Raw genomic sequence first — 26066 nt, forward strand, 5'->3', positions numbered from 1 at the left:
AAAACAAAAACCCCAATTATATACTTTTCAGGAAAGTTAACGGAAGGTGACATTAATTGAATTAAAATTTGTATTTATCATTTGAATTAACCTTTACTGTTTCTATAAGTTCATGTTGTATACTGAAATTCGGTAGTAACAATAGAAATAGGAAATCAGACAAAAACAGTAATCTATGTAGAACCAGAGGTTACTTATGAATTTTTTACTATTCTTAAATATGAGAAGTTTATTATAGGTAATGTAGATTAATTAGTGGAATAGGTATTGGTAACGATAGGATAAAAAAGTCAAAATAAATAATTTTCGTTATAATTTTACCGCTTAACCGGAAAAAATGTAGCGAAAATACTATTTTGTGTTTGTTATAATTTAATTGAGTTTTTTATGAACTGTATTGTATTTATTCAAGTTCAGTATCTTATTCACTGTGTTTTAAAAAGCATTCACTTGTAATAAAAGTGAATGCTTTTTAATTTGTAGTTCTATTAAAGAGAACTTAATTAGCATGAAACGATTTAAAACCCTATAAAATCGTTTCATGCATATTTAAAGGAGGAAAATCATGATAAACAAAGCAATTGCTGAATGTATTGGTACATTTGTATTGGTACTATTTGGAACTGGAACAGCTGTAATAGGTGGAGGAGTGGAAGGAATCGGTATTTTAGGAATTGCGATGGCCTTTGGATTATCAATTGTTGCTATGGCATATAGCATTGGAACAATTTCTGGTTGCCATGTTAATCCTGCGGTATCTATTGCCATGTTTATAAATAAACGAATGACGGCTAAGGAGCTTGCGTATTATATAGTAGCACAAATCTTAGGTGCTTTATTAGGAACTGTAACCTTAGTAACCATTTTAAAATCATCGGGAATGACATTAAGTAACTTAGGTCAGAATAGTTTTGGAAATTTAGGGGCATCGGGTTCATTCATAGTTGAATTCGTGTTAACATTTGTCTTTATTTTAGTTATTATCGCTGTAACTGGTAACAAGGGGATTACTAATTTAGCTGGAATTGTAATTGGTCTTACTTTAGTGTTAGTGCACTTATTAGGTATCTCATTAACAGGAACTTCTGTTAATCCTGCACGTAGTTTTGCACCAGCATTATTTGCTGGTGGAGAAGCTATTTCTCAATTATGGGTATTCATTATTGCTCCAACCTTAGGTGGAATCGCTGCTGCTATGGTGGGGAAATCTTTATTGAATACTGAGAAATAACATTATCTATTTTTAATAAACACGTTGTCTTATAATGTGATAAAGATAGCTTGATGTGATAATTAATAGTATCCACTTCAAGTAGTAAGAGAAAACGTTATATTTTGCCATGATTTGAAAATGCCTCCAATTGGAATTGGAGGCATTTTCATTTAATATAAGAAAATATGTAGAGTCAATAAAATTCATTAATTTAGTGAGTCTTCTATATAAATACAAAAATAGCCGGTACTCGAATTGAGTATCGGTTATTTTTCCGTGTCATAATATCTATTATTGCTTTCCCATCTTTGCAATTATATTATAACTTAATGGGATTTGTTAAACGTTTTCATTTTTTCCTCTAATAAGGAAATTTAAGAAAACTTATTGAAAAGGATCTGTGTAATAATAATAACTGACAACTAAATAGGTTGTCTCCTTAAAAATTGCAAGAGCAAGATCCCTTATTGTAAACCTCTTCTGCATTCCTAGCCAGAAGAGGTTTCTTCCAATATAAATAGAGAATCTATCTTGCTTCCTCCTTTACTTTTGCTAATATGAAAAACTCAGATATTCGAAATTGATTATTATTAGAATCAATGATGTACCTTTGTGTATTATTAAAAAATGATTTAAAAAATAAGAATAATGTGATGCGAAATTTCCGTATCAAGAGAAAAATCATTAATTTTTTTGAAGAATTACTTTGATAGAATAAATATAAGAAGTTTTTCTTTGGTATTCGTCTCATGTGCCTAAAGAATTTGTATACAAAAAAACAAACATATCCAATGTATGTTTTTTTTTTTGTAGCTAATTAAGAAATATTTTTGACTAGATTAATAATAGGTATTTAAAATAGGTTCAATACAATTAATGAGAATAGTAATGCTTGAAATATAAACATGCATTTTAACACATAAGGATAAATTTTAGGAAACCTATTTTTGCTTGTAACAGGAAATTTTATATTATTTTTAAAGTTTTTTTCATGAAATAATAGATTTAATCCTTAAGTATCTCCATGTTTTCATAGGAGATGTATACTTTCTGATTATAAGTGTTAGTTTATGAACTGTTTACTAAGAAAACTCCTCAATACTATTGAGGGGTTTTCTATTTAAAAAGCGGGATGTAAACTACTCGCCACTTAGCAAAACTTAAAGTGGGAGCTTCTCAAGTTCCGAGACGAAAGTAACCTTTCGTCTCCCTGAGCGTTACTTCGGGGTGTTCCAACCCTAGATGTTCAACGCATAGGCGCTCTTTTGGTACGGTTGATATTTTACGGAGGAACCGAATGGCTTGGTTTTCGCACTCTATTTTCTTCCTGCAACCTTCTATATCAAGTTATCAAAGAACTTCATATAGCTAATTTATCAAAAGTTTTTGGCTATGCCAAACCGAAACAATTATCCCACCTATCGTTGGGCTACGCTCTTCACATGCTTGAGGAAGGAGAATTCTTTCGGGGAATACGTTAAAAATTAAAGTCTCTATATTCACCATTTTTAATTTGAGAATTAGAACAGATTATACGGTTCTATTGAAATCTAAACGATAATAATTCATTTTAATATCATCGGCAATTCAACTATGTATATAGAAATACAAATGCAATGACTAAAATTATATGTTTTGTTACGCTATAACTAGCTTGATTTGTTTTCAGCTTAAACATAATAAAGCTTATTTGAATATTTTTAGGAGGTTTTTTTGAATGAAGTTATGTAAGGTGAAAACCTGGTTACCACTATCTGCAGCAATGATTACAATAATATCAAATCCAGTAGGGGCTGCAGCTTCAACAGTCTATACGGTTCAAAAGAATGATACTATGGAAGCGATAAGTAAACAATATGGAGTATCCGTACAATTACTTAAACAAGCTAATAGCAAAGCAAATGATCAAATTAATATTGGAGAACGTTTAACAATACCAAGATCGTCAACTGCAAACGAGTATGTTCAAAAGAATACTTCAACAGCTTCAACTAATACATATCAAGCAATTTACCAGGTGAAAAGCGGAGATACATTAAGTTCTATATCACAACAATATAAGGTTTCAATAGAGTCTATAAAACAAAACAATAAAATAGACGGAAATCATATTTTTGTCGGTCAGCACTTAAAGATCAATACTGGTATTTCATTACAAGAAGTGGACTTAATGGCTCGATTAGTAAATGCAGAAGCAGGAGGGGAACCTTATGCAGGGAAGGTTGCGGTTGCAAAGGTAGTGTTAAATCGGGTTAACACTAATGGCTTTCCAAATACAATTAAAGACGTAATTTATGAACCCATTAAAAACGGTTATGCATTTACTCCTGTTACAGACGGTAGGATTAATCAGCCTGCTACTCAGGAAGCAAGAATGGCAGTAGAAGAGGCTCTCACTTCCAAAGAAACAAATTCGGATTGGCTCTATTTCTATAATCCTCAAACATCCACTGACAAATGGATTACAACACGTCAAACTGTGGCACAAATTGGAAATCATCTGTTTGCTAAATAATAAATAATAATTGAAGTTTATTAAACTGTGACTATCTTTCATTTATATGCGTTTGCGTGTTAAAATTCATTTCATTATGTCAAGAATAAACCGACTCACTTTGTTTTTTTGCGTGAGTCGGTTTATTTGGAAGAAAATCAGGGTTTGCTACCCCATGTTGTTATGGCATGAACTTTTAATCAAATAGTAAATCATTAATATCTTGGATATCTTTTTTAGTAATAAATTGATGAATGAAATAAACCGGTGAATCATTAGGGTAAGAAGTTGTTCTATCATTGGTAATTATAAGATCGTATTTTGTTGAATTGTCTAGGTTTAAATGAATATTTATAGACTCTTCAAAGTGTGCCTTTAAAGTCATATTGGCAAGTTTTGCATACGCTGGATTTCCTGAAAAAGAAAATAATACATTCTTTCTGGAATAGGTGGAGTAAAGAATATGAATTGTGTGTTGTGCTAGGTGACTAATGTCATTTTCATTAAATTTATTCTCGTTGATGGTAGTATTCCACTTAGAAATAATAAGATGATTTGTATCATACATTTCTTTTAAGCTGGGAACTAGGTAATCTGGCTGTGTATAAAAGCAGTCCATTGAGAATTTATACTGTTTAGCAACATAAAGTTTATAAAAATAGATACATAATTCCGATTTTAAATAGTCACTTTTGATAGTATGTCTTTTATTATTAGAAATAATCATATCCACAAGCTTTAAAAAATCTTGATAATAGTTTTCGTTTTTTTTCTCAAGATATTTAAGAGTTTTGACTTTTTGTTGCGTAATACTAGTTGAACAAAGAAAGAAAGCAAGATTTAATGTGTCTATTTCGTCCTGAGGTAGGTTCACCATACAGTAATCCTCAATGATCGAAATTATTTCATTGAAACAAAGTGATTGTTCGAATGTAAAAATAACAGGGAACTTAATTTTAGTATCTGCGAAATGCTTGCCAATAATTCTCTGAATAGAGACATAAATAATTACTTTTAATAAATTAGAATCTATTTTTACATTATGCGAATTAAGAGTGTTGTTAATATTTTCCGTTAAATCGTTTGGTAGTGAAATTACATTTGTATACTGTTCTATACTAAAGAAAAAAGCTTTATAAAGAAATCTTATATTGATTTCTTCTCCGTTAATTTTAATCAAGCCTAGTTTAAATTCTAAATTATTGGGAGTTAATATAGATTTTTCAAAATCCTTTAAATTACTCCGTAATGTGGATTTATTTATATATAAAATTTGTGACCACTTTTCTAAAGAATAATACTTATTTATGAATATTTCTGTAAGGATTTTGAAAACCATACTGTCTTTTATGGATGACATAATAATTGGAGAAAGACTGTCAGTTGTTGGTTTTTGTAACATGTAGCCCCTAGATTTTTCTCCGATTATATCCCAAGTTTCAGGAAGCGAAATATTAAGTTCACTAATTTCACTTGTAATAGTCCGATTTGAACAGTTAATTTGTTTTGCCAATTCAATGGAGGATATGGATTTTTGTTCTCCACTTAGTATTTCAAGGATTTGAATTTTTCTTTTTGCAGATTTGTTATAAATTAAGCTTGATACAAGTATATTCATAGATTGTCTCTCCTAAAGCTATTCCTAAAAATTTACATAGCTTTACAAAATACCCTGAATTTATTTTACAAACATAAGATTGTAATGGCTAGTAAAAAATCTTCAATTTATTTATGTTGTAATTTTCGTTTTTTTTATAAATTGTCATATTTTTTATAGTGGAAATTTACAGTTAATTATACTTTTGAAATCTACAAAACTGTAATTACTTTCTTTTATGGGGAAGTGATGTGACTTTATAGAAAGAGTCGCTGAGATTGTGATTCAGAACTGTTTATCTTTTGTGTTGTGTATGTCCTATCATTAAACTGTTTGAAATACCTGATTAGGGGATACGTGAAAAAGAAAGATTTAGAAGAGAAAGGTAATATTAAGTTGCTGTAATGCTTTAGAAAACAATTGTAATTCATCAGAAATCGATAAACTCATACAAAAAACGCGACTCTTTCTGTATATTTCTACAAAAAGAATCGCGTTTTTGTGTTTTATGGATACAATTTTTTAGCTTGATGGAGATGTGGTGGTACCCCATTTATGGAATGAATATGTTTGGTTATCCGGTAATATCGCTGTAAAATATGTGTTAATAATATATTATGTCTAGAAAAGGAGATTGTTTTTTGAAATATATATTAAGAAAAAAAGTTAAGGGTATTTTTATAGGGTTATTAGTATTGGTGATAATTGCTTCCATTTTTGTTTATTATAAATTTTTAACGCCTTCAGCAGATATTAAGCAATACAAGGAATATTATGCTCCAAAGACAATACAAAAAGTATTGAATCAAGGAGAGGTAAAGGTCACATTTTTAGGAACATCATCATTATTATTTGATGATGGTAATACACAATTAATGATTGATGGTTTTATTTCTAGGCCATCTTTACCAAGGATAGTGTTTAGCAGTTTAAAAACAGATGAAGATACTGTAGATAGAGTTTTTAATAGAATAGGGGTTGATAATAATAAACTTAAGGGATTGTTTATCGCACATACACATTATGATCATGCATTTGATTTAGCTTATATTGCTAAACGAACTAGAACATATGTATATGGTTCAGAATCAACAATCAATGTAGGTCTTGGTGGTGGTATAAATAAGAAACAGATGTCTGTATACCAGATAAATAAGGCTATAGAGTTTGGTGACTTTACTATCACTGTCCTTCCGTCAAAACATTCACCAACCTTTGACGAAGGGGAAAAAATAACGAAGCCATTAAAACAACCAGCTAAAGCTTTAGATTATCATGAGGACTCTTCATATGATTTCTTAATTACACATAATAATAAAGCTTTCCTTGTTAAACCAAGTGCTAACTATATAGAAGGGGGATTAGATAATATTCAAGCTGATGTTTTATTTTTAGGAGTAGGGGGATTAGGAAAGCAGGAAAGTACGTTTCTAAATAGGTATTACGAACAAACGGTAGGAAAGGTGCAACCGAAACTTGTTATTCCAATACATTGGGATGATTTCACTAAACCATTGGCAGATACTCTGGAAGTAATGCCTAAATATGCAGATAATGTTAATAATGTATTGGATTTTATAATTCAAAGGACAAAAGCAGATAAAATTGATTTTCAAATACTTCAAGGTTTTCAAAGTATGTATTTCTAAAAGGAGGAGCGTCCATTAATAAAGAAAAGGCACCCTAAGGTGCTTTTCTCCGAGTAAAGAAAAAATGTTTTTAAATTTACCTTTAAAGTTTGTTAAAATAGAATTGCTTTTCAATGATGCGTAATTTGCGATATGTTACTTATTTCTTTATGTAGGGAATAACACCACTATCCTATGTGCATAGTGGTTTTGTTTAGTGAGCTATCAAAATTAAAAAAGAATGATAAAATTTATCTATATGACAACGGTACAGAATAATAACATATCGTGACGAGAATATTAAAAGTTACACCTGAACAGTGAAAAGTGATAGAAGATCATGGTAAGACAGAAGTAACTCTTGTGACATGTATATCTGTTTTAGATAATTCGAAGAGTATTATCATAACGGATGAATTGGTACAAGTAAAAAATATAAATTAGTGTAAAGGAAAGGGAAAAACCTTTCCTTTTTATTTTGAGTTTTCTCTAGATATACAGTGATCGCTTGTATGTAAAATACAAATTTTGCACAATTAATGTAAAAAAACATGTAATCAATTGAATAAATTAAAATTCTAATAATAAATTCTATTTTTGCGTATATTAACGAAAAAATAGATAAAAACTCACAGTGTGATTATGCGATAATCGATATATTAAGTTCATTTGAGTCTACAACAAGATGAAAAACATGTGAGATGTCGGCATATTCTTCTGTACGTTGAAAGGTGTTTAAATACCCTACCCTAGTGTATTTATTATACATAGCACTACTTTTGATGAAAAGCTCTGTTTATCCAAGGCAGGGCTATTTATCATTTAAGTCGATTAACTGAGTGTTTTCGTTCTATTTATACTCTTTATAAAATTTGCAATGGATCCTTATGATGGTTATTTTGTTGGAATGAAAGTGTAGAAAAAGTAAGCAACAGAAGAAACTCATTAAACATGTAAGAAATAATAGCTTTTATGATAGTCTAATGTGAGGGTCAAGGGGAAATGAATTTTAGAAACTAATGAAAAAATATGAAGTAGAATTGGATTTGTCAATGATGAGGCTTATATGCACTCAATAGGTATAGGGAAGTTAGAATAACACCAAACTACTATAAAGATTATCCTAGATGAAAGGATAGAGGAATTTTACGGTGTGATTCACCTATTAACGTATTTATCATAAAAAGTACGAGGAGAGATATTATGGAGAAAGTATTAGATACCTTTAAAAATCGTTTAGGAAAATCAGTAGGTTCATTAATTGTAATCATTATAGGTATTGTGGCGATTTTTGGATTTCAAGAAATAAGAATAGAAACAGTAAAAGGCTTTTATAGCAGTATATTTAATGGCCGGGGAAGTTTAGACATGATGTGGACATTGGCTATAAATCTTTTAAGTTTAGTTTTTAATATTGTAATGATATGGCTATGGTTAAAAGATATATTGAAAGATAACTATGAGGATATGGATCCTACAACTGTAAGAGTTGTATCAATAATTGTAGCAATGATTCATGTTATATTTTCACTTATGTTCATTACCTATGTTTTTTCTAACTTATTGGGAATTGTGGTAGGTATTTTGATCTTCGCTGTAATTATTTGGGTACTTTATTTAGGAGTTAAAAGAAGAAGAAATAAGGACCGAAAATAATGAGGATAATTTCATTATAAGCAGTATACCAAAGAGAACCTAACCGAAACGGAAGGGTTCTTTTTGGTATCCAAAAGTAGATACCTCTATTAGGATGAATCACTTTGAATGGCCATGAGTTTGGTGAATAGATAAAGTTTATTTCATGTTTATAATCGCTATGAAATCGGTATATTAAATAAATAGAATAGCATCTAGGGCAACGGCAGGTAATGGATTTGTGATTGCTCATGGGAATAGTGCAGACGGTATTGCAAAGTTTCAGTCTGGGGATATATAATTTTAAATTTATATAAAAATGAAGAGACACATGAACTGGTTGCTTATGCAGCTGTAATTGATGGTCAGTACTTAGATGGATATGTGAAAATTAAAAAGTCTAGTAATATTTTGATATGAGAGTTAAAAAGAGCAATAGCTATACATTGCTCTTTTTTTTCTATGTATCTCTAACATATGGTGACATGAAGCGAGAGGGAGGATGATTTAGATATACGTTTTGATTAAAAACGGTATTTAGACGAATGCCTTCTTACTAATGTGCATATTTCAGAAGTATTATGTTGCTATCGAGTTAAGAGTGAGTAAGGATGTTTTAGAGTAACTATTTTATACCTCCGCATTTTCAAGAGAGAGATCTTCTGTCGGAAAATGAGAAGGTATAAAATTAGAACTTTAGGTAAGGGATAACTGCCTTATAATCGTAAGTCCTAAGTCTAAGTTATATAGTATACTGTATGTATCCTATATAATATGAGTACATATATATGGTAAAGGCGGTGAATATAGTATGTATAAAGTTGGATTAATCGGTTTAAAAACTTCTATAGATCAGATTCTAGGCATGGTAGAAGAATACAAACATGAGTTGGAATTTACCTCTTATTCCTATGAACAAATAGAGGAAATAGAGAGAATTGTAAATGAATATACTCCTCATGTCCATGCGTGGCTTTTTTCTGGCCCGCTTCCCTATGAAATTGCAAAAAAATATATAGGCACCGATAAAATAATGGTTTATGTTCCTGCTACAGAATCAGGCTTATATAAATCTCTTTTAGAGATGATTTATGAACAGGGGAGAATTATTGAGAAACTAAGTATCGATACAATGTCTTTAAATAATATTAGTGAAGAAGCTTTATCACAGTTACATATAAAGAAGCCACAGATTTATACGAAAGTATTTGATTTGGATATTGATATGGAGGAATTATTAAATTTTCACATGGATTTATGGGAAAAAGGAAAAATATCAGGAGTCTTAACTTGTTTCCCGTCAGTATGTGATTCCCTAAGAGAGCGTGGAATTCCATCTTATAGAATGTCGATGAGTAAGATGGAAATTCGCCAGACACTCAGAATACTTTCTGAGAAAGTAAAAGCCGCCTATTTTAAAGATGCACAAATTGGTGTCGAAATCATTGAAGTTGAGTATTTTAATAAAGTTGCGGAGGAAATGAAGACTCCATATCATTTGCAATACTTGGAGATTAGATTGAAAGAAATAATGATTCAGCTTGGTGAAACAATTAACGGGTCTGTTTCAGATAAGGGCAACGGTAGATATATGATTTTTAGCTCTCGTGGTGCAATTGAAAGAGAAATACAGATGCTGCAAGATGCTATTCAGAGATTAGCGTTTGAAGCAGATACAACTGTTGCCGTTGGAATTGGTTTTGGTGAGACTGCATATTCGGCAGAAATTAATGCTTTTCGTGCAATTCAGCATTCTAAGGGAATGAAAAAGCGTGGGATTGTAATTGTTCAAGATGATGGTACAATTGTTGAATCGCCGGGTGATAAAAAAGAATTAAATTTTACAATTCGTACCCAAAGTGAATTCCTTTTAGAGAAATTAAAAAAAGGAAATATAAGTGTGAAAACGTATAAAAAAATATCGGCTCTTATAGATAAAATGAAATGGAATTGCTTCACAACAAAGGAATTAGCGACACATCTTGAGATGACAGAACGGAATGTGAGACGTATTGTTACGGATATGTGCGAGGTTGAATTGGCACAATGTATCGGGCAAGAGACCTATGCAACACGTGGGAGACCAAGTAAAATTTATCGATTGTTATAAGCATCCATTAGGGGTGCTTATTTGTTTTGCAATTCATACAAGTTTTTATTTATCTGAAAATATTGAAATTTCTTTTAATAACTAATATACTTCATTTAAGGAATTTTTTCCTTAAATACACCTAAAATAGAATTTCTAATGAAGTTTAAATTGAAAAGGAGTTGAAATACATGTCTCAAATAGAAAGAGTTCATAATTTAATTGAAAATATTCAAGGTGAAGTTGTTAGTTGGAGGAGGCATTTGCACAAATATCCGGAACTATCATTTCAAGAAGAAAATACTGCACAATTTGTTATTGAAAAGCTACAAAGCTTTGGTAATCTAGAAATTTCACGTCCGACAAACACAAGTGTTATGGCTCGTTTAATTGGTAAGCAGCCAGGAAAGGTAATTGCATTACGGGCAGATATGGATGCGCTTCCAATTGTGGAGGAGAATGATTTTGACTTTGTGTCACAGAAGAAAGGCGTAATGCATGCTTGTGGACATGATGGACATACGGCAATGTTACTGGGTACGGCATGGGTTCTTGCACAATTAAAAAATCAAATTAAAGGGGAGATTCGTTTTATATTTCAACACGCTGAAGAACTTCCACCTGGTGGTGCTCAAGAGTTAGTACAAGCTGGTGTACTAAATGGAGTAGATATGATTGTTGGAAGTCATCTGTCGTCGGCGCTTCCTGTGGGTAAGATCGGCTTAAGTTACGGTCCAATGATGGCTGGAGCAGATACTTTTAATATTACGGTGTTAGGTGAAGGAGGACACGCATCGCAACCTGAATTAACGATTGACCCCATTGTAATTGGAACTCAAATTGTTACTAATCTCCAACATATTGTTTCGAGATATCGAGACGCTCAGGAAACACTTGTAATTTCAGTGACTCAGTTTAATGCAGGAGGTGCAATTAATGTTATTCCAGATAAGATAAGCATAGGGGGATCTGTTAGAAGTTTTAATCCAGAATTAAGAGAAAAAGTTCCAACTTTTATCGAACGAATAGTAAAGGGAATTACAGAAGCACATGGAGCTACATATGAATTCAATTATCAGTTTGGCTATGCTCCGACTATAAACGATGAAGAAGTAACAAGATTGATGGATGAGACAGTATGTGAAGTATTTAGTGAAGACAATCGAGAGATTTTAAAACCAATTATGGGGAGTGAAGATTTCTCTGCCTACCAATATATGACTCCATCATCTTATATTTTTATAGGGGCTCGTAATGAAGAAAAAGGAATTATCTATCCTCACCATCATCCCAGATTTACTATTGATGAACAAGCTTTACGATATGGAGTACAGTTATTAGTTCACGGTACTTATAAGATGTTAAACCTAGCGTATTAGGGGGATAAAAGTATGAAAATCATACATTGGCTTAGCTTTATTCCATTCTTAGGGTTTATTGTAGGGGCTTTATTTACAAATAAGGTAAATCCTTATGTTTTTGGAATGCCATTCTTCCACTTTTGGATTGTACTTTGGTCACTTATAACTACAGTTATCTTATCGATTATTTATAAAATAGATCCCACTAACCGGAAAGGGGATTCAAGATGAATATTTCAGTGTTATTCATTTTATGTTTTTTCGTCATCCCTATTTTGATTAGTATTCGTGCTAAAAAGGGGCAAGAAATGGATTTAGAGCAATGGTCGGTTGGAGGTCGTGGAATGGGAGCCCTGTTGATTTTCCTTCTGTCTGCAGGCGAAATGTATACGACCTTTACCTTTTTAGGGGCAAGTGGTTCAGCTTATGGAGAGGGGGGATCTATTTTTAGTATCATAACATATGGTTGTTTAGCAACGGTAATCTCCTACTGGACCTTTCCTGTTATTTGGAGGTATGCAAAGAAACATAAGTTAGTTTCACAGTCGGACTTTTTTGTGAAAAAATATCAAAGTCCTTATCTTGGGGTACTTGTTGCAGTTATTGGTGTAATAGCCTGTACATGCTATTTAGTACTGCAATTGAAGGGACTAGGATATATCGTTTCTGCAACATCTTACGGTGCTATATCTTCTACAACAGCTATTTGGTTTGGAGCGATAGGGGTAACTGTTTTTGTGATGGTTTCTGGTATTCATGGCTCTGCGCAAACATCGATTTTAAAGGATATTTTAATTCTTGGGATTGTCGTATTTTTAGGACTTTATTTTCCTATTCATTATTATGGTGGGATTCAACCTATGTATGAGGCAATTGAAAAAGTAAAACCGAACTTTACCATACTGCCTGAACAGGGGATGAGTATATCATGGTATATATCAACAGTAATATTAAGCTCTATTGGATTTTATATGTGGCCACATGGTTTTTCACCCATTTTTGCTGCATCAAGTGAAAAAGCATTACGAAAAAATGCAATTTTAATGCCAATGTATCAATTAATTTTACTATTTGCCTTTTTCGTTGGATTTGCTGCAATCTTGCGGATGCCAGGATTAAATGGTAGTGATATTGATACTATCTTGCTGCAACTGTCTAAACAAGCTTTTGACCCATGGTTTGTTGGTGTAATTGGCGGAGCGGGAGTGTTAGCGGCACTAGTACCAAGTTCATTATTATTAATGGCAATATCAACATTGCTTGCCAAAAATATATATCAAGTATTTAATCCATCTGTAACGGAAATGCAGCTTGGCAAATTGGTAAAATACTTAGTCCCATTTATTTCTCTTGTAGGAATTTATTTGACCTTTAAAGGAGGGAATACCCTGTTTAGTCTAGCTCTAATTGCTTATAATTTCATTACACAACTCGCTCCTACATTTTTTGCGAGTTTGATGAGAAAGAACTTTGTGACTAAACAAGGGGCATTTGCTGGGATTATTACAGGAGGGTTGTTAGTCTCAATTATGGACTTAGGAAATATTAGTATTGGTAAACTATTCCCTGGTTTTCCTCAGGTTATTAAAGATTTGAATGAAGGGATTATCGCTTTATTTGTGAATATTGTAGTTTTAGTAATAGTCAGTTTGATGACCAAAAATATTTCAAATGTTCATCGGGACAAGACAATTGTAATTGAGAGTAAGACCTAATTTGATTCTAAAGGGAATTACTGTAAAAATATAAGAAATTGACGAAAGTACAACTGATGCATGGTTACTCTTTTGTAATATTCATTTTCTGCTTAAAAGGAAAAAATATAAATATTTAAGTGGTGAAATTATGTAAAAATAAATAAGTGGGCTCATTCCACTTTTTAATAGTAACTTCATATACGGGGAAGGGTTTTCCTTTCCTTTGAGCGTACAGCAAATGAAAGGCAGTCGGGTAATATTATATTCTTCTGCTGTACGTTGAAAGGTGCGGAAACACCAGAATAAAGATTATTTATGATTTTTATAATTCCTATTTTTTAAAATCCTGTATATTCCTATATCTTAGGATGCCAGTTTTTTTGTCATTTAAGAGTAACTAATGGGTTGCTCTTTTTTGTCATAAAAGTAACTTTTAATTATATTATAGATATATAATGTAAGCTTAATGAAGCCATAAAGAGGAGATGATAAAGTTAAATAATAAAAATCAAGATATTTCTTTGGTAGCATCGAGTGCTCTTCAAGAAGTTTTAAAAGCTATTGCCGAAAGTGAAGATAACAAACTTTATTTTTAAGTGAAGACTTCGAAAATATTAAACTAGTTACAGTAATATTTGAGTAAATTTAAAAGCATCCATTCGGGTACTTTTTATTTTGGAGGAGGATGAATGATGAGTGAACAGAAGAGTGCATTATCAGTAAGGGGGGGCGTGGATACGAAATAAGCGAATGAAAGCATGTAAAGAATTTACTACTTTGGTTAATGAATGTGTGGAAGCATTTGAAAAGTTGTTTTTTTTATATTAGAATTTCTTTATCGTTGTAAATCCGCATTTTCCTGTCGGAACTCTTGATCAAGTCTTTTAATTTTAATGTTTTAATGAAAAAAGCTATACTGTAAGTAAAATTAAAAATTGGAAAGGAAATACTAGAACATGGAAAATTATCTATTATTTATTCTTACAGCAATGCTAATCATAATAATGCCTGGTCCTGGTTTTGCACTAGTTACAAAAAACACTATCTCGCATGGTAAAAATGGTGGGATAAAGACTGTTTTAGGAACGATATCTGGAATGATGATTCATACAATAATGGCTACGCTAGGACTCTCTGCCATCCTAATGAAATTTGCTATGTTATTTACATTTATAAAATATGCTGGGGCTTTTTATTTAATTTACTTAGCTGTAAAGTCAATTAAAAGTGCCTTACATAAAAAAGAAGATATGTCAGGTTCAGTAGAAATGTACTCTAAGGATATTGGGGCAATTAAAAGCTTTAGACAAGGATTTACTACGGCAATTTTAAACCCAAAAACCGCTGTGTTTTTCATTAGTTTTTTACCCCAATTTATTGTAAGTAATCAAAATCATTTCCTACAATTTCTATTATTAGGAGTCACATTTACGACTTTGACAGCAATATGGTATTTACTTTATATCTCACTCATACGTCAATTAAGAACTTTTTTAAGAAAAGAAAGAGTGAACCGTACAATAGAGGGTATTACAGGCGCGGTATTATTAGTATTTGGAGTTAGATTGTTTTTCCAAAAATAAATATGTAAATGAAAAGAGAAATAAATAATGGTGGTTATTTATTTCTCTTTTCATTTATTCTAAAGCTACTATTTTATAATTGATTTCACACCTTCATACTAATTTTATATACATATCTAACTTGAGCCTCAAAAATGAGTTCCTTAATCACTTGATATAGTTTGCTGTATAAGAAAAAATCAAGGTAGTTTAGATACTTTAAGCAAAATTGATACTTCATCTTTTCTCTTAACTAAGCAATTTAATTTTTATGTATTATAACTTAAGGGCTGAGGAACAAATTTTTCTTCAACTACTAACTCGCTAATAAAATTCTGGATATTTTCCAAAAATGTTTACTGTAATGGGATATAAGGAGAACATATATTAGTCATGGTATTTCCTTTTTTAGTTTAATTGTGATGCAGTGGGCCCCCCTATATAAAAGAAACCGCAGTTTACATCCAAACTGCGGTATTTCGACGTACAAGGAATTTCATAAATCATTAGTCACTGTCTAAATTGTACTCCTCATTTATCAATATCTGTTTCTATTTTTTTACTTTGCAAAAGAACTAAGTCTAATTTCTTATAGAATGAAACCAAGGCAATTGTTTAATATATGTATCGCTATTACATATGCAATGGATCTTTTAGAAATAAGATAAGCCACAGTAAGTATCACCGAGCCAGGTAAATAAATAGCAATATCCGAAAGCTGGTTTGTATGAAGAAGTGTAAAAATAATGATCGAAATGATAGATGCAATAGCAGTACCAATATGATAAGAAAAACGATTTATTAATATGTGACGAAACACAATTTCTTCAAGTATTGGTCCCAGAATACCAAATATAAGCAATGTAAATATAATAGGTACCTCTGCACCCGTTTCAAGAAGCTGTTCTTGGTTCTCTGGCTGACCAGTTGCTAGAAAACGCATAATAGACTGTTCCACAATTACCGTAAATAAAACCACCATAGGAATACTTACTATTTTCAAAATTGTCTTCTCTTTAAAATAAGTAAAACTTTGAATGATTTCTTTCCTAAAGAAAATTATTCCTATAATAGCAGGTACAGTAAAACCGATGGCACTAAGAACAAATTCTGATTCAACTAAATTGACATTAGCTAAAAGTGATATGCCAAATAATATGTACAAGCCAATTTGAAATGGTACAAACAGTGTAAAGATTATTAGCATAGTAAGTTCTTTTTTATTCATTTTTATAAAGTTCATTTTATTATCCTCCTAATTAAATTACCTACAATCTTTGAATTTTCTTTCTGCATTAAGTTCTCCTTCTAAATATATTTATATAAGATTCCAAACCGGACGGTTCGGTCCGAAAACTAATGATACTATAAGTTTCTAGTTTTGTTAATCCTTTTTACAAAGTATTAACAAAATCAAAATGACAAAAATACAAAATACTTATATGTGAGTTTCTTATTTACAATTAAATTTCAGTACTCATTAATTATTAACGATTTCCTTTTTAAAGAATGAAGTGATAAGGCTTTTAACCGCAAGGAATGCGGTAGATATCCTAATATATGAAGTGAAAGTGGGGGTAGTTCAAACACTTTAGCTAAACATATTAATAGAGATTATATATAATAATCATATGTCTATACACTAAAATATATATTTTTACATCTTCTACGATTTTAGGTAAAATTAGTTGAATAAAATGACTGAATTAAACAATTGGTCATGTTGTTTTTGGCAGAAAATTCACTCTGATTATACGGATAATACAATTTGATTAACCTCTTTTCAAACTGTATTGTTTGAGGTTTCCATAAGATATTTCTGTTCCAAATTTATTTATACTTACAAAAAAATTAAGAAAATAGAGGTAAACATTACCTGGAATATTAAGATCGTTTTTATTAGGAGGATTACAAAGCATGACTAAAGTTGATAAGGTAAAAGAAAAAATTATTGAAACATCTTTATATTTATTTAATACAAATGGGATAACTCGCACATCCATCCAGGATATAATGACAGCTACTGAACTACCTAAAGGATCTATTTATCGTAGATTCAAAAATAAAGAAGAAATTGTCCTTGCTGCCTACGACAAAAGTGGTGAGATTATGTGGAGTCATTTTCATAAAGCAATGGAAAATAAAAAGACAGCAATCGATAAAATCCTTGCAATATTCCTTGTATATCAAGATGCAGCTAATAATCCTCCTATTGCTGGAGGTTGTCCATTACTTAATAGTGCAATTGAAAGTACTGGAGTATTTCCAGAATTACAAAAAGCAGCAGCAGAAGGTTATGACGATACAGTAATGTTAATGGCTTCTCTCATAAAAGAAGGAATAGAGAAACAAGAACTTAAAGAAGATATAGACATTATATCACTTGCTTCTTTTCTTACATCTTCAATGGAGGGAGCTATTATGGCAAGTCGAGTATCTAACGATAATATACACCATCATTATTTTATTGAACAAATAAAACATCATCTTGTCACTTATTCTAAATAAGTGAAAACTTGCATTGTTTTTATCCAATTTTTATAGACTTAAATTGAATAAATACCCCTCATAAACAGTATTTTCTGTTTATGAGGGGTATTTGAATAGTTATTAGTAAAGGTAACTTTTTAGACGATGTTTCATGTTTCTTATTGAAAGGCTTTGTTATCGTTACTACAGAAAAAGCAAAAAAGAATGAATTACATATAAATCGATTTATATGTTTCAAGTGTATCTATGCTGAGGTTGTAAATATATACAATAAAGTTTCATTTTAAATACGAAGTGTAGTAGAAGTTCAGTTAGATAAAATTCGGTAGTCGAAATTTCTTGCATAAAGCTGTATAATGCTTGTAACGAAAAGGAAATACAGGAAAGGATATGTAATGAGTTACTATGGATAAAGATAAACAACAATTAAGCGTTGAAGTTGCAAGATTATATTATCAGTCAGATTATAGTCAGCAGGAAATTGCTAATAAATTAAATATTTCAAGGCCGACTATCTCTAGATTATTAAAGTACGCGAAAGAAAAAGGATTTGTTCAAATTAGCATAGCCGATCCATTTGCTGATTTAGATAACGTTGGAAATTTACTGAAAGAAAAGTACAACTTGTTAGAGGCACATGTCGTATTTTCTCCAGTGCCAGAATATGCAACGATTACAGAGTATATTAGTAAATATGCAGCTGAGTATATGGAAAAGACGGTTAAAACTGGTGATATCGTTGGTGTAAGCTGGGGAATGACGATGTATGAAATCGCTAGAAAAATTGTACCACAACATGTAAAAGGTGTAGAAGTTGTTCAGTTAAAAGGTGGTATTAGTCATTCGAGTGTAAATACATATGCGAATGAAACGATTGCTTTATTTGCAGATGCTTTTCAAACGACACCAAGAAATCTACCCCTTCCAGTTATATTTGATAATGCAGTGACAAAACAATTAGTAGAGCAGGATCGACATATTCATCACATTATCGAAATGGGGAAACAAGCGAATGTTGCAATTTTCACTGTAGGAACAGTGAGAGACGAAGCACTATTATTCCGATTAGGTTATTTCGATAAGGATGAAACGAATTTGCTCAAAAAACAATCGGTCGGTGACATTTGTTCACGTTTCTTTGATGGAGACGGAAAGATTAGTAGCGAAGAGATTAATCAGCGTACAATTGGAATTGAGTTAGAAGAACTGAAATTAAAGAAACGTTCTATTTTAGTTGCTGGTGGTAATAGAAAAATAAAAGCAATTGATGGTGCGTTACGTGGCGGGTATGCAAATGTATTAATTATCGATCAGCATACAGCAAAAGAATTGTTACATTATCAAAAAGGTTAGAAATAAAAGGCTTTCTCAAGATGTTAATTTTGAGAAAGCCTTTTATTTTGTTAGGTATGAATTATGGGAGTGTTTTTTGAATACAAATTGCCTTTTTAAAAATAATTATGGATATTGAGATACATACTACCATTGTTAATATAAAAGTTTTGATTTTAAATATGAATTGTTTCTTAGTTAGAATGCGCTTTATTTACTATTGAAAAATTCCTTTCCGAAAAGAATGAACAAAATTTCAAAAGTGTATTTACATTTGTTCAACTAAGAGTTAGAATGAAGTTGTTAAAAGATATGAGGAGTGAAGATAATGAATATTGCAAAGTTAATTGACCATACAATTTTAAAAGCTAATACTACTAAAGAAGATGTTATGAAAGTAATCGAAGAAGCAAAGGAATATAAATTCGCTTCTGTTTGTATTAATCCTACATGGGTGAAGCTAGCTGCTGAAGAGTTAGCTGGACATGATGTAGATGTTTGTACTGTAATCGGTTTCCCATTAGGAGCAAGCACTACTGAAACAAAAGCTTTCGAAACAAAAGATGCTATCGCAAAAGGTGCAACTGAAGTTGACATGGTAATCAACGTAGGCGCTTTAAAAGATGGCGATAACGAGTTCGTTGAAAAAGATATTTATGAAGTAGTACAAGCAGCAAAAGGAAAAGCTCTTGTAAAAGTAATCATTGAAACTTGCCTATTAACAGATGAAGAGAAAGTACGCGCTTGTGAATTATCAGTAAAAGCTGGTGCTGACTTCGTAAAAACTTCAACTGGATTCTCAACTGGCGGAGCAACTGCTGAAGACATCGCATTAATGCGCAAAACAGTTGGACCAAACGTTGGTGTAAAAGCATCTGGTGGCGTTCGTACACGTGAAGATGCAGACAAAATGGTAGCTGCTGGAGCTTCTCGCGTTGGAGCAAGTGCTAGTGTTGCAATCGTATTAAATGATGCAAAAGGTGCTACAGATAACTACTAATCATTAATGAAGTTAAAAGCAATAGATACACAAAGTAAAGTGTATCTATTGCTTTAACAATTGAAAAAAATGTAAGCGGATACGAATGGGAGGAGACGGCTTATGAAATATTTAATCGGTATTTTTGGCCTCGTATTGATTTTAGGTATCGCTTGGCTTGCTAGTAATGATAGAAAGAAAGTCAAATATCGCCCAATCATAACGATGGTTATATTACAATTCATTTTGGGGTTTTTATTATTAAATACAAGTGTAGGGAATATATTAATTAGCGGAATAGCAGATGGTTTTGGAGAGCTATTAAAATATGCCGCTGACGGTGTGAATTTCGTATTTGGTGGATTAGTAAATCAAAAAGAGTTTTCGTTCTTTTTAAGTGTATTAATGCCAATCGTATTTATTTCAGCTTTAATAGGTATTTTGCAACACATTAAAGTATTACCTATTATTGTGAAATCTATTGGTCTAGCATTAAGTAAAGTAAATGGAATGGGGAAACTAGAATCATATAACGCTGTTGCTTCTGCGATTTTAGGACAATCTGAAGTGTTTATTTCAGTTAAGAAACAACTAGGATTATTGCCAGAGAAAAGAATGTATACATTATGTGCATCTGCAATGTCTACCGTTTCAATGTCTATCGTTGGATCATATATGGTGTTATTAAAACCACAATATGTTGTAACCGCTTTAGTGCTTAACTTATTCGGTGGTTTTATTATCGCTTCTATCATTAACCCTTATGAAGTTACTGAAGAAGAAGATATGTTAGAAGTACAAGAAGAAGAGAAAAAGACTTTCTTTGAAGTATTAGGGGAATACATTATAGATGGATTTAAAGTTGCAATTACAGTAGCAGCTATGTTAGTCGGTTTCGTTGCTTTAATCGCATTCATTAATGCAGTATTTAAAGGTGTAATCGGTATTTCATTCCAAGAAATTCTTGGTTATGTATTTGCACCATTTGCATTTATTATGGGTGTACCTTGGCATGAAGCAGTTAATGCCGGAAATATTATGGCAACAAAATTAGTATCAAATGAATTTGTCGCTATGACAGATTTAGCACAAGGAAACTTTAATTTCTCAGATAGAACGACAGCGATTATATCTGTATTCTTAGTTTCATTTGCAAACTTCTCTTCAATTGGAATTATTGCAGGGGCAGTTAAGAGCTTAAATGAAAAGCAAGGGAATGTAGTCGCAAGATTTGGTTTGAAATTACTTTTCGGTGCAACATTAGTAAGTTTCTTATCAGCAACAATCGTAGGCTTATTATTTTAACAGATTCATATCATATAAAAAGGAATGGTGATTGTAATGAGAATGGTAGATATTATTGCGAAAAAACGTGACGGCAAAGAATTAACGACTGAAGAAATCAAATTCTTTATTAATGGATATACAGACGGAAGTATTCCTGATTATCAAGTGAGTGCACTTGCAATGGCAATCTTCTTTAAAGATATGACAGATCGCGAACGTGCAGATTTAACGATGGCGATGGTTGAGTCTGGAGAAACGATCGATTTATCAGCAATTGAAGGAATTAAAGTAGACAAACATTCAACTGGCGGTGTTGGTGATACGACAACATTAGTATTAGGACCATTAGTAGCTGCTTTAGATGTACCAGTAGCAAAAATGTCTGGTCGTGGTTTAGGACATACAGGCGGAACAATTGATAAATTAGAAGCGGTAGAAGGATTCCACGTTGAAATTACGAAAGAGCAGTTCATTGATATTGTAAACCGTGACAAAGTAGCTGTTATTGGACAAACTGGAAACTTAACACCTGCAGATAAAAAGATTTATGCATTACGTGATGTAACAGGAACAGTAAACTCAATTCCTTTAATCGCGAGTTCAATTATGAGTAAAAAAATTGCAGCTGGTGCTGACGCAATCGTACTTGATGTAAAAACAGGTGCTGGCGCATTTATGAAAACAGAAGAAGATGCAAAAGAATTAGCACATGCAATGGTGCGTATCGGAAATAATGTAGGACGTCAAACGATGGCTGTTATTTCAGATATGTCACAACCGCTTGGATTTGCAATTGGTAACGCTCTAGAAGTGAAAGAAGCGATTGATACGTTAAAAGGTGAAGGTCCAGAAGATTTAACGGAATTAGTACTTGTATTAGGAAGTCAAATGGTCGTACTTGCGAAAAAAGCAAATACGTTAGAAGAAGCTCGTGAAATGCTAATTGAAGTTATGAAAAACGGAAAAGCAACTGAGAAGTTTAAAGAGTTCTTAAGCAATCAAGGCGGAGATAGTTCAATTGTAGACAATCCAGAAAAAATGCCACAGGCGAAGTATGTAATTGATGTACCTGCAAAAACTTCAGGTGTTATTTCTAACATTGTTGCAGATGAAATTGGTATCGCAGCTATGCTACTTGGTGCTGGCCGTGCGACAAAAGAAGATGAAATCGATTTAGCAGTAGGATTAATGTTACGTAAAAAAGTTGGCGATGCAGTAAAAGAAGGCGAGCCATTCGTAACGATCTATGCAAATCGTGAAAATGTAGAAGATGTAAAAGCAAAAATTTATGAAAATATTTCTATTGCTGAAACAGCAGTGGCTCCTAAATTAGTTCATACAGTTATTACTGACTAATCATAATTACACATACTTTAAGGGGGAAATAATATGGATAAGAAAAAATATATCGAAGAAGCAAATAAGATGTTAGCAAAAGCATATATTCCGTATTCGAAATTTCCTGTTGGCGCAGCATTAGTTACGAAAGAAGGTAAAATCTATACTGGTTGTAATATAGAAAATGCTTCTTACGGTTTATGTAACTGTGCAGAAAGAACAGCGATCTTTAAAGCAGTATCAGAAGGGGAGCGCGACTTTAGTTACTTAGTTATTACAGGCGAAACGGACGGACCGATATCACCATGTGGTGCTTGTAGACAAGTAATTGCTGAATTCTGTGAACCGAAAATGCCAGTTTTACTAACGAATGTAAAAGGTGATGAAAAAGAAGTGACTGTTGAGCAATTACTTCCAGGTGCTTTCTCAATAGAAGATTTAAAATAAGTTGAAAAGTCATTCCGCAAATATTAATTGTGGAATGGCTTTTTTATTTTCAAAAGTTGAATGTAATATTTTGTTCATATTCCGTTCATAAACTTTCCGTAAAATGATTGCAGCGAATATGGAAAGTTTACAGCAGGAGGAATAGAATGAAGAAATTATATAATGCAGCATTTATTTACTTAATTATCGGTTTATTATATAGATAGGAGTGGATAGTATGATAGCACTTTTATCAAGTATTGTAGCGGTTTGTATGGCTGTTGGTGTCATGTTTCTTCGCTTTAAAGCAGCGAAAAAACCGGTAACGAAAAAGAAAATTATATTACCGCCAATTTTTATGAGTACTGGTGCAATGATGTACTTTTTACCAGAGTTTCGATTAACATCGTTAGAAATAGTAGAGGCAATTAGCCTAGGACTTATTTTCTCTATACTTCTTATTAAAACAACTAAGTTTGAAATAAGAAATGAACATATATATATGAAACCGTCAAAAGCATTCATATTTATTTTAGTTGGATTATTAGCTGTACGAGTAGCGTTAAAATCATATTTAAGTCAATCAATTGATTTAGCAGAGTTAAGCGGAATGTTTTTCTTACTCGCATTTGCGATGATTGTATCGTGGAGAATTGCGATGTATCGCTCATATACTAAATTAGAAAAGACAATAAAAAGAGCTGGAATTTCTAAATAGGAATTCCGGCTCTTTTTATGTTTTATACGATTGTTTTTTTAGCTTTGATTTCATTTGCTTAATTTTAAACGTATTTGAGCATCTTGTAATGCGGCTGGTGTAACGTTAAGACCATGTTGATCAACAATTTTTGTGTTTAATAAAATGGAATCTAAGCTTCCACGAAATGTTTTTGTATAGTTTTGACGCAGCATTTGTTGTTCTTGTTTTTCATCAACTGTTAATCCAGATGCTTTTTCTTTTTTTGATAATTCGTTAATACGGAATAAAATGTTTTTCATTTGATTCACCTCTAGTTTTAATTAATTACATTAGTTACTTACTAATGTATAGTTATTGTAACGTATCTTTTAATAAGTGTCAATGCTTATAAACATTCATTGTTTTGTAAGTGTGTGGGGTGATAAAGAATGAAAAAACTACAAATACTTGAAATAGGGAAGATGTTAATATACAATACCTAAGTAGGGTATATAAAGTTATTATTTTACTTTATGAGAGTAATAAGCAAAAAGGAGTATGTAATAATGAATGCAGTAATTTCAAAGAAAGAAACAATCATCTCATATACGATTGCTATTTTATTTATTTTAGCTATGGTAATAGCAGGTGTGTTATTAAATGATCCAGAAGTCATTTTGCCGGAAATAGCGGCAATGGCAATCGCTTTATGGGCATACCGTGAGCCGGGATGGCTAAGACAACCAGAAAAAATCTTTATTGCACCGTCAATAACAGCTGTAATTGGTTTTATGGTGAATCAAATGGATATAGCCTATTTAGGGAAAGTAAGCTTAACGCTTGTATTGATGATGCTGTTTTTACGTGTTATTCAGTCCAATTTAGCACCATCTATTGCGACAGGTTTATTACCATTAGTAACAAATGCGACGGAATGGTCATTTGTTATCTCAGTCTTCGTTTTGACATTTATTTTAATGATTGGTGTTCTTATTTTTAAATTGAATAACGGTATTGAGCGAAAAGTGAATATACAGTATAAATATATGACTGTATTTCTAATACTAAATTTCGTTTGGATCAGTTTATGTTGGATAACTGGTTATGAACAATTAGCGGTTATTCCGCCAATTCTAGTCGTTGTGTATGAATCACTTCAAAAACCGATGTACAATGAAAAAATGGCATTTAAACAAATAGTAGTATTAACTACATCAGCAACTGTTGGAACTTTATTGTATTTTGCAATTGATTCATGGATTGTAGTTACTTTATTCAATATGATATTAATGCTTATTTTATTAAAAATAGTTGGAGTACGTATTCCAGCAGCGTATGCATTTCCCTTACTTCCGCTCGTATTTCCTGATGAAATGATAAAAATGTTACCAGTAGGTTCATTCATTGCAGGGGTATTTTTATTTGGTGCAGTACTATTGTATAAGAAGTGGGAGATGAAACAAAAGGGCATGCAGAAGAGTGAAATATAATTTGTAAAAAAGGTAAGTTCAAATCACTTGAACTTACCTTTTTTATTTATACCCAATATAAGGATATATCATAAATTCCAACTAAAATGAGTAGTACCCCTGCTATAAGTTGAATGTGTTTTCCTATTTTTCGGCTCTTTTTAAGTAGTGCTCCATTTAATCCAAGGTAGGAGATGATGAACATTAATATAACGATAGGGAGAGCAGTTCCTATCGAAAAGAATGTCGGAAACAAGTAACCATAATTATATGAGAAAGATAAAGGGATTAACGTTCCGAAAAATAGAACGAACATAGTCGGACAGAAAGCTAAGGAAAAGAAGAATCCAAGTAAAAATGAGCCAACCTCATTTTGTTTTCGTATAAATTTGATCGAGAAGAAACTTCTTCCTTTTATAATACCTGCCAACATTAGCCCCATTAAAATTAATAAAGGTCCAATTATTTTTCGTAACCATGGGAAATACAAAGTTAATATTTGCTGAATCTCTTTTCCTAAAAACCATACTAATAGTCCAAGTGTCGTAAAAGCTATTATTTTTCCTAAAATGAATAACAATATATGTTTCCATGCATGTCCCTTTTGTAAAGATTGATTCCCATAAAGTGTAATAGCGCTAATGTTTCCTGTTAATTGGCAAGGAGCAAGGGTACCTACAATGCCTAATAAAAATGCAAATAAAAGAGGAATTGATTTCGTAGTATTCGCGACATCCATTAAAGGAGACATGAGTTGATAACTCCACTCGCTAATTGTTGAAAACACGTT

The 26066-nt window shown here is 31.9% G+C and carries 21 protein-coding genes and 1 pseudogene; 18 read left to right on the forward strand and 4 right to left on the reverse strand.

Features of this window, described 5'->3' with window-relative positions; all coding sequences use genetic code 11:
• Positions 1-565: 565 nt before the first annotated feature.
• Positions 566-1231: an aquaporin gene (locus tag ACU8YW_RS09265; protein WP_088063013.1), complete on the forward strand. Its 666-nt coding sequence runs from the start codon at positions 566-568 to the stop codon at positions 1229-1231.
• 1699 nt (positions 1232-2930) lie between these two features.
• A complete protein-coding gene (locus ACU8YW_RS09270) occupies positions 2931-3728 on the forward strand; it encodes a cell wall hydrolase (RefSeq protein WP_088063015.1) in 798 nt (265 codons plus the stop codon).
• A 175-nt stretch (positions 3729-3903) separates the two neighbouring features.
• On the opposite strand, the gene ACU8YW_RS09275 is transcribed toward ACU8YW_RS09270, so the two are convergent.
• Positions 3904-5325: an AcpB/EbpR/MafR family transcriptional regulator gene (locus ACU8YW_RS09275; RefSeq protein ID WP_088063016.1), complete on the reverse strand. Its 1422-nt coding sequence runs from the start codon at positions 5323-5325 to the stop codon at positions 3904-3906.
• A 620-nt stretch (positions 5326-5945) separates the two neighbouring features.
• Here ACU8YW_RS09275 and ACU8YW_RS09280 point away from each other — a divergent pair.
• From ACU8YW_RS09280 to ACU8YW_RS09315, 8 genes and pseudogenes are all read left to right on the forward strand, one after another.
• Positions 5946-6953 (forward strand): MBL fold metallo-hydrolase, encoded by a 1008-nt coding sequence (locus ACU8YW_RS09280; RefSeq protein WP_446894055.1) that lies wholly within the window; start codon positions 5946-5948, stop codon positions 6951-6953.
• Positions 6954-7139: 186 nt separating this feature from the next.
• Positions 7140-7376: pseudogene (locus tag ACU8YW_RS09285) on the forward strand (sortase); the annotation flags it as partial.
• 759 nt (positions 7377-8135) lie between these two features.
• Positions 8136-8588, forward strand: coding sequence for a hypothetical protein (locus ACU8YW_RS09290; RefSeq protein WP_088063017.1), 453 nt, complete (start codon positions 8136-8138; stop codon positions 8586-8588).
• A gap of 790 nt (positions 8589-9378) precedes the next feature.
• A complete protein-coding gene (locus ACU8YW_RS09295; protein ID WP_426933764.1) occupies positions 9379-10677 on the forward strand; it encodes a hypothetical protein in 1299 nt (432 codons plus the stop codon).
• Positions 10678-10847: 170 nt separating this feature from the next.
• Positions 10848-12035, forward strand: coding sequence for a M20 family metallopeptidase (locus tag ACU8YW_RS09300; RefSeq protein WP_097889378.1), 1188 nt, complete (start codon positions 10848-10850; stop codon positions 12033-12035).
• Between the two features lie 12 nt (positions 12036-12047).
• Complete coding sequence (locus ACU8YW_RS09305) at positions 12048-12248, forward strand: DUF3311 domain-containing protein (protein ID WP_088063020.1); 201 nt, start codon at positions 12048-12050, stop codon at positions 12246-12248.
• Positions 12245-13732: a sodium:solute symporter family protein gene (locus tag ACU8YW_RS09310; RefSeq protein WP_426933763.1), complete on the forward strand. Its 1488-nt coding sequence runs from the start codon at positions 12245-12247 to the stop codon at positions 13730-13732. Before ACU8YW_RS09305 ends, ACU8YW_RS09310 begins: the two co-directional genes overlap by 4 nt.
• Positions 13733-14670: 938 nt before the next feature.
• On the forward strand, positions 14671-15297 hold the full coding sequence (locus tag ACU8YW_RS09315) for a LysE family translocator (protein ID WP_426933762.1): 627 nt from the start codon (positions 14671-14673) through the stop codon (positions 15295-15297).
• Positions 15298-15865: 568 nt separating this feature from the next.
• Here the strand turns inward: ACU8YW_RS09315 and ACU8YW_RS09320 are convergent.
• On the reverse strand, positions 15866-16519 hold the full coding sequence (locus ACU8YW_RS09320; RefSeq protein WP_088608653.1) for a CPBP family intramembrane glutamic endopeptidase: 654 nt from the start codon (positions 16517-16519) through the stop codon (positions 15866-15868).
• A gap of 674 nt (positions 16520-17193) precedes the next feature.
• On the opposite strand from ACU8YW_RS09320, the gene ACU8YW_RS09325 reads away from it, so the two are divergent.
• From ACU8YW_RS09325 to ACU8YW_RS09355, 7 genes are all read left to right on the forward strand, one after another.
• Entirely contained in the window at positions 17194-17784 is a 591-nt protein-coding gene (locus ACU8YW_RS09325) for a TetR/AcrR family transcriptional regulator (RefSeq protein WP_088608652.1), read from the forward strand.
• Positions 17785-18171: 387 nt separating this feature from the next.
• Complete coding sequence (gene deoR / locus ACU8YW_RS09330) at positions 18172-19119, forward strand: DNA-binding transcriptional repressor DeoR (RefSeq protein ID WP_088608651.1); 948 nt, start codon at positions 18172-18174, stop codon at positions 19117-19119.
• 307 nt (positions 19120-19426) lie between these two features.
• Positions 19427-20098 carry a deoxyribose-phosphate aldolase gene (gene deoC / locus ACU8YW_RS09335; RefSeq protein ID WP_001017444.1) on the forward strand — a complete coding sequence of 224 codons (672 nt, stop codon included), beginning with the start codon at positions 19427-19429 and terminating at the stop codon, positions 20096-20098.
• Positions 20099-20200: 102 nt separating this feature from the next.
• Positions 20201-21382 carry a NupC/NupG family nucleoside CNT transporter gene (locus ACU8YW_RS09340; protein WP_000876170.1) on the forward strand — a complete coding sequence of 394 codons (1182 nt, stop codon included), beginning with the start codon at positions 20201-20203 and terminating at the stop codon, positions 21380-21382.
• Positions 21383-21418: 36 nt separating this feature from the next.
• On the forward strand, positions 21419-22720 hold the full coding sequence (locus ACU8YW_RS09345) for a pyrimidine-nucleoside phosphorylase (RefSeq protein ID WP_001983022.1): 1302 nt from the start codon (positions 21419-21421) through the stop codon (positions 22718-22720).
• Between the two features lie 33 nt (positions 22721-22753).
• Complete coding sequence (locus ACU8YW_RS09350) at positions 22754-23149, forward strand: cytidine deaminase (RefSeq protein WP_000358522.1); 396 nt, start codon at positions 22754-22756, stop codon at positions 23147-23149.
• Between the two features lie 217 nt (positions 23150-23366).
• The gene (locus ACU8YW_RS09355; RefSeq protein ID WP_097907231.1) at positions 23367-23846 is read left to right on the forward strand and encodes a CcdC family protein; all 480 of its coding nucleotides are present in this window, start codon (positions 23367-23369) and stop codon (positions 23844-23846) included.
• A gap of 50 nt (positions 23847-23896) precedes the next feature.
• Here ACU8YW_RS09355 and ACU8YW_RS09360 read toward each other — a convergent pair whose 3' ends face one another.
• Complete coding sequence (locus tag ACU8YW_RS09360) at positions 23897-24127, reverse strand: DUF896 domain-containing protein (protein ID WP_000789775.1); 231 nt, start codon at positions 24125-24127, stop codon at positions 23897-23899.
• A gap of 246 nt (positions 24128-24373) precedes the next feature.
• Between ACU8YW_RS09360 and ACU8YW_RS09365 the strand changes: the two genes are divergently transcribed.
• Complete coding sequence (locus tag ACU8YW_RS09365) at positions 24374-25297, forward strand: hypothetical protein (RefSeq protein ID WP_065228644.1); 924 nt, start codon at positions 24374-24376, stop codon at positions 25295-25297.
• 46 nt (positions 25298-25343) lie between these two features.
• On the opposite strand, the gene ACU8YW_RS09370 is transcribed toward ACU8YW_RS09365, so the two are convergent.
• Positions 25344-26063 (reverse strand): urease accessory protein UreH domain-containing protein, encoded by a 720-nt coding sequence (locus ACU8YW_RS09370; protein ID WP_220389180.1) that lies wholly within the window; start codon positions 26061-26063, stop codon positions 25344-25346.
• Positions 26064-26066 lie beyond the last annotated feature (3 nt).

The organism is Bacillus pretiosus (assembly GCF_052947655.1).

Coding starts and splice junctions, on each gene's coding strand:
- ACU8YW_RS09325 (WP_088608652.1), top strand. CDS start 17,194: ATGACTAAAGTTGATAAGGTAAAAGAAAAAATTATTGAAACATCTTTA.
- ACU8YW_RS09350 (WP_000358522.1), top strand. CDS start 22,754: ATGGATAAGAAAAAATATATCGAAGAAGCAAATAAGATGTTAGCAAAA.
- deoC (WP_001017444.1), top strand. CDS start 19,427: ATGAATATTGCAAAGTTAATTGACCATACAATTTTAAAAGCTAATACT.
- ACU8YW_RS09290 (WP_088063017.1), top strand. CDS start 8,136: ATGGAGAAAGTATTAGATACCTTTAAAAATCGTTTAGGAAAATCAGTA.
- ACU8YW_RS09265 (WP_088063013.1), top strand. CDS start 566: ATGATAAACAAAGCAATTGCTGAATGTATTGGTACATTTGTATTGGTA.
- deoR (WP_088608651.1), top strand. CDS start 18,172: ATGGATAAAGATAAACAACAATTAAGCGTTGAAGTTGCAAGATTATAT.
- ACU8YW_RS09360 (WP_000789775.1), bottom strand. CDS start 24,127: ATGAAAAACATTTTATTCCGTATTAACGAATTATCAAAAAAAGAAAAA.
- ACU8YW_RS09365 (WP_065228644.1), top strand. CDS start 24,374: ATGAATGCAGTAATTTCAAAGAAAGAAACAATCATCTCATATACGATT.
- ACU8YW_RS09320 (WP_088608653.1), bottom strand. CDS start 16,519: ATGAACTTTATAAAAATGAATAAAAAAGAACTTACTATGCTAATAATC.
- ACU8YW_RS09295 (WP_426933764.1), top strand. CDS start 9,379: ATGTATAAAGTTGGATTAATCGGTTTAAAAACTTCTATAGATCAGATT.
- ACU8YW_RS09275 (WP_088063016.1), bottom strand. CDS start 5,325: ATGAATATACTTGTATCAAGCTTAATTTATAACAAATCTGCAAAAAGA.
- ACU8YW_RS09300 (WP_097889378.1), top strand. CDS start 10,848: ATGTCTCAAATAGAAAGAGTTCATAATTTAATTGAAAATATTCAAGGT.
- ACU8YW_RS09340 (WP_000876170.1), top strand. CDS start 20,201: ATGAAATATTTAATCGGTATTTTTGGCCTCGTATTGATTTTAGGTATC.
- ACU8YW_RS09315 (WP_426933762.1), top strand. CDS start 14,671: ATGGAAAATTATCTATTATTTATTCTTACAGCAATGCTAATCATAATA.
- ACU8YW_RS09305 (WP_088063020.1), top strand. CDS start 12,048: ATGAAAATCATACATTGGCTTAGCTTTATTCCATTCTTAGGGTTTATT.
- ACU8YW_RS09310 (WP_426933763.1), top strand. CDS start 12,245: ATGAATATTTCAGTGTTATTCATTTTATGTTTTTTCGTCATCCCTATT.
- ACU8YW_RS09345 (WP_001983022.1), top strand. CDS start 21,419: ATGAGAATGGTAGATATTATTGCGAAAAAACGTGACGGCAAAGAATTA.
- ACU8YW_RS09270 (WP_088063015.1), top strand. CDS start 2,931: ATGAAGTTATGTAAGGTGAAAACCTGGTTACCACTATCTGCAGCAATG.
- ACU8YW_RS09355 (WP_097907231.1), top strand. CDS start 23,367: ATGATAGCACTTTTATCAAGTATTGTAGCGGTTTGTATGGCTGTTGGT.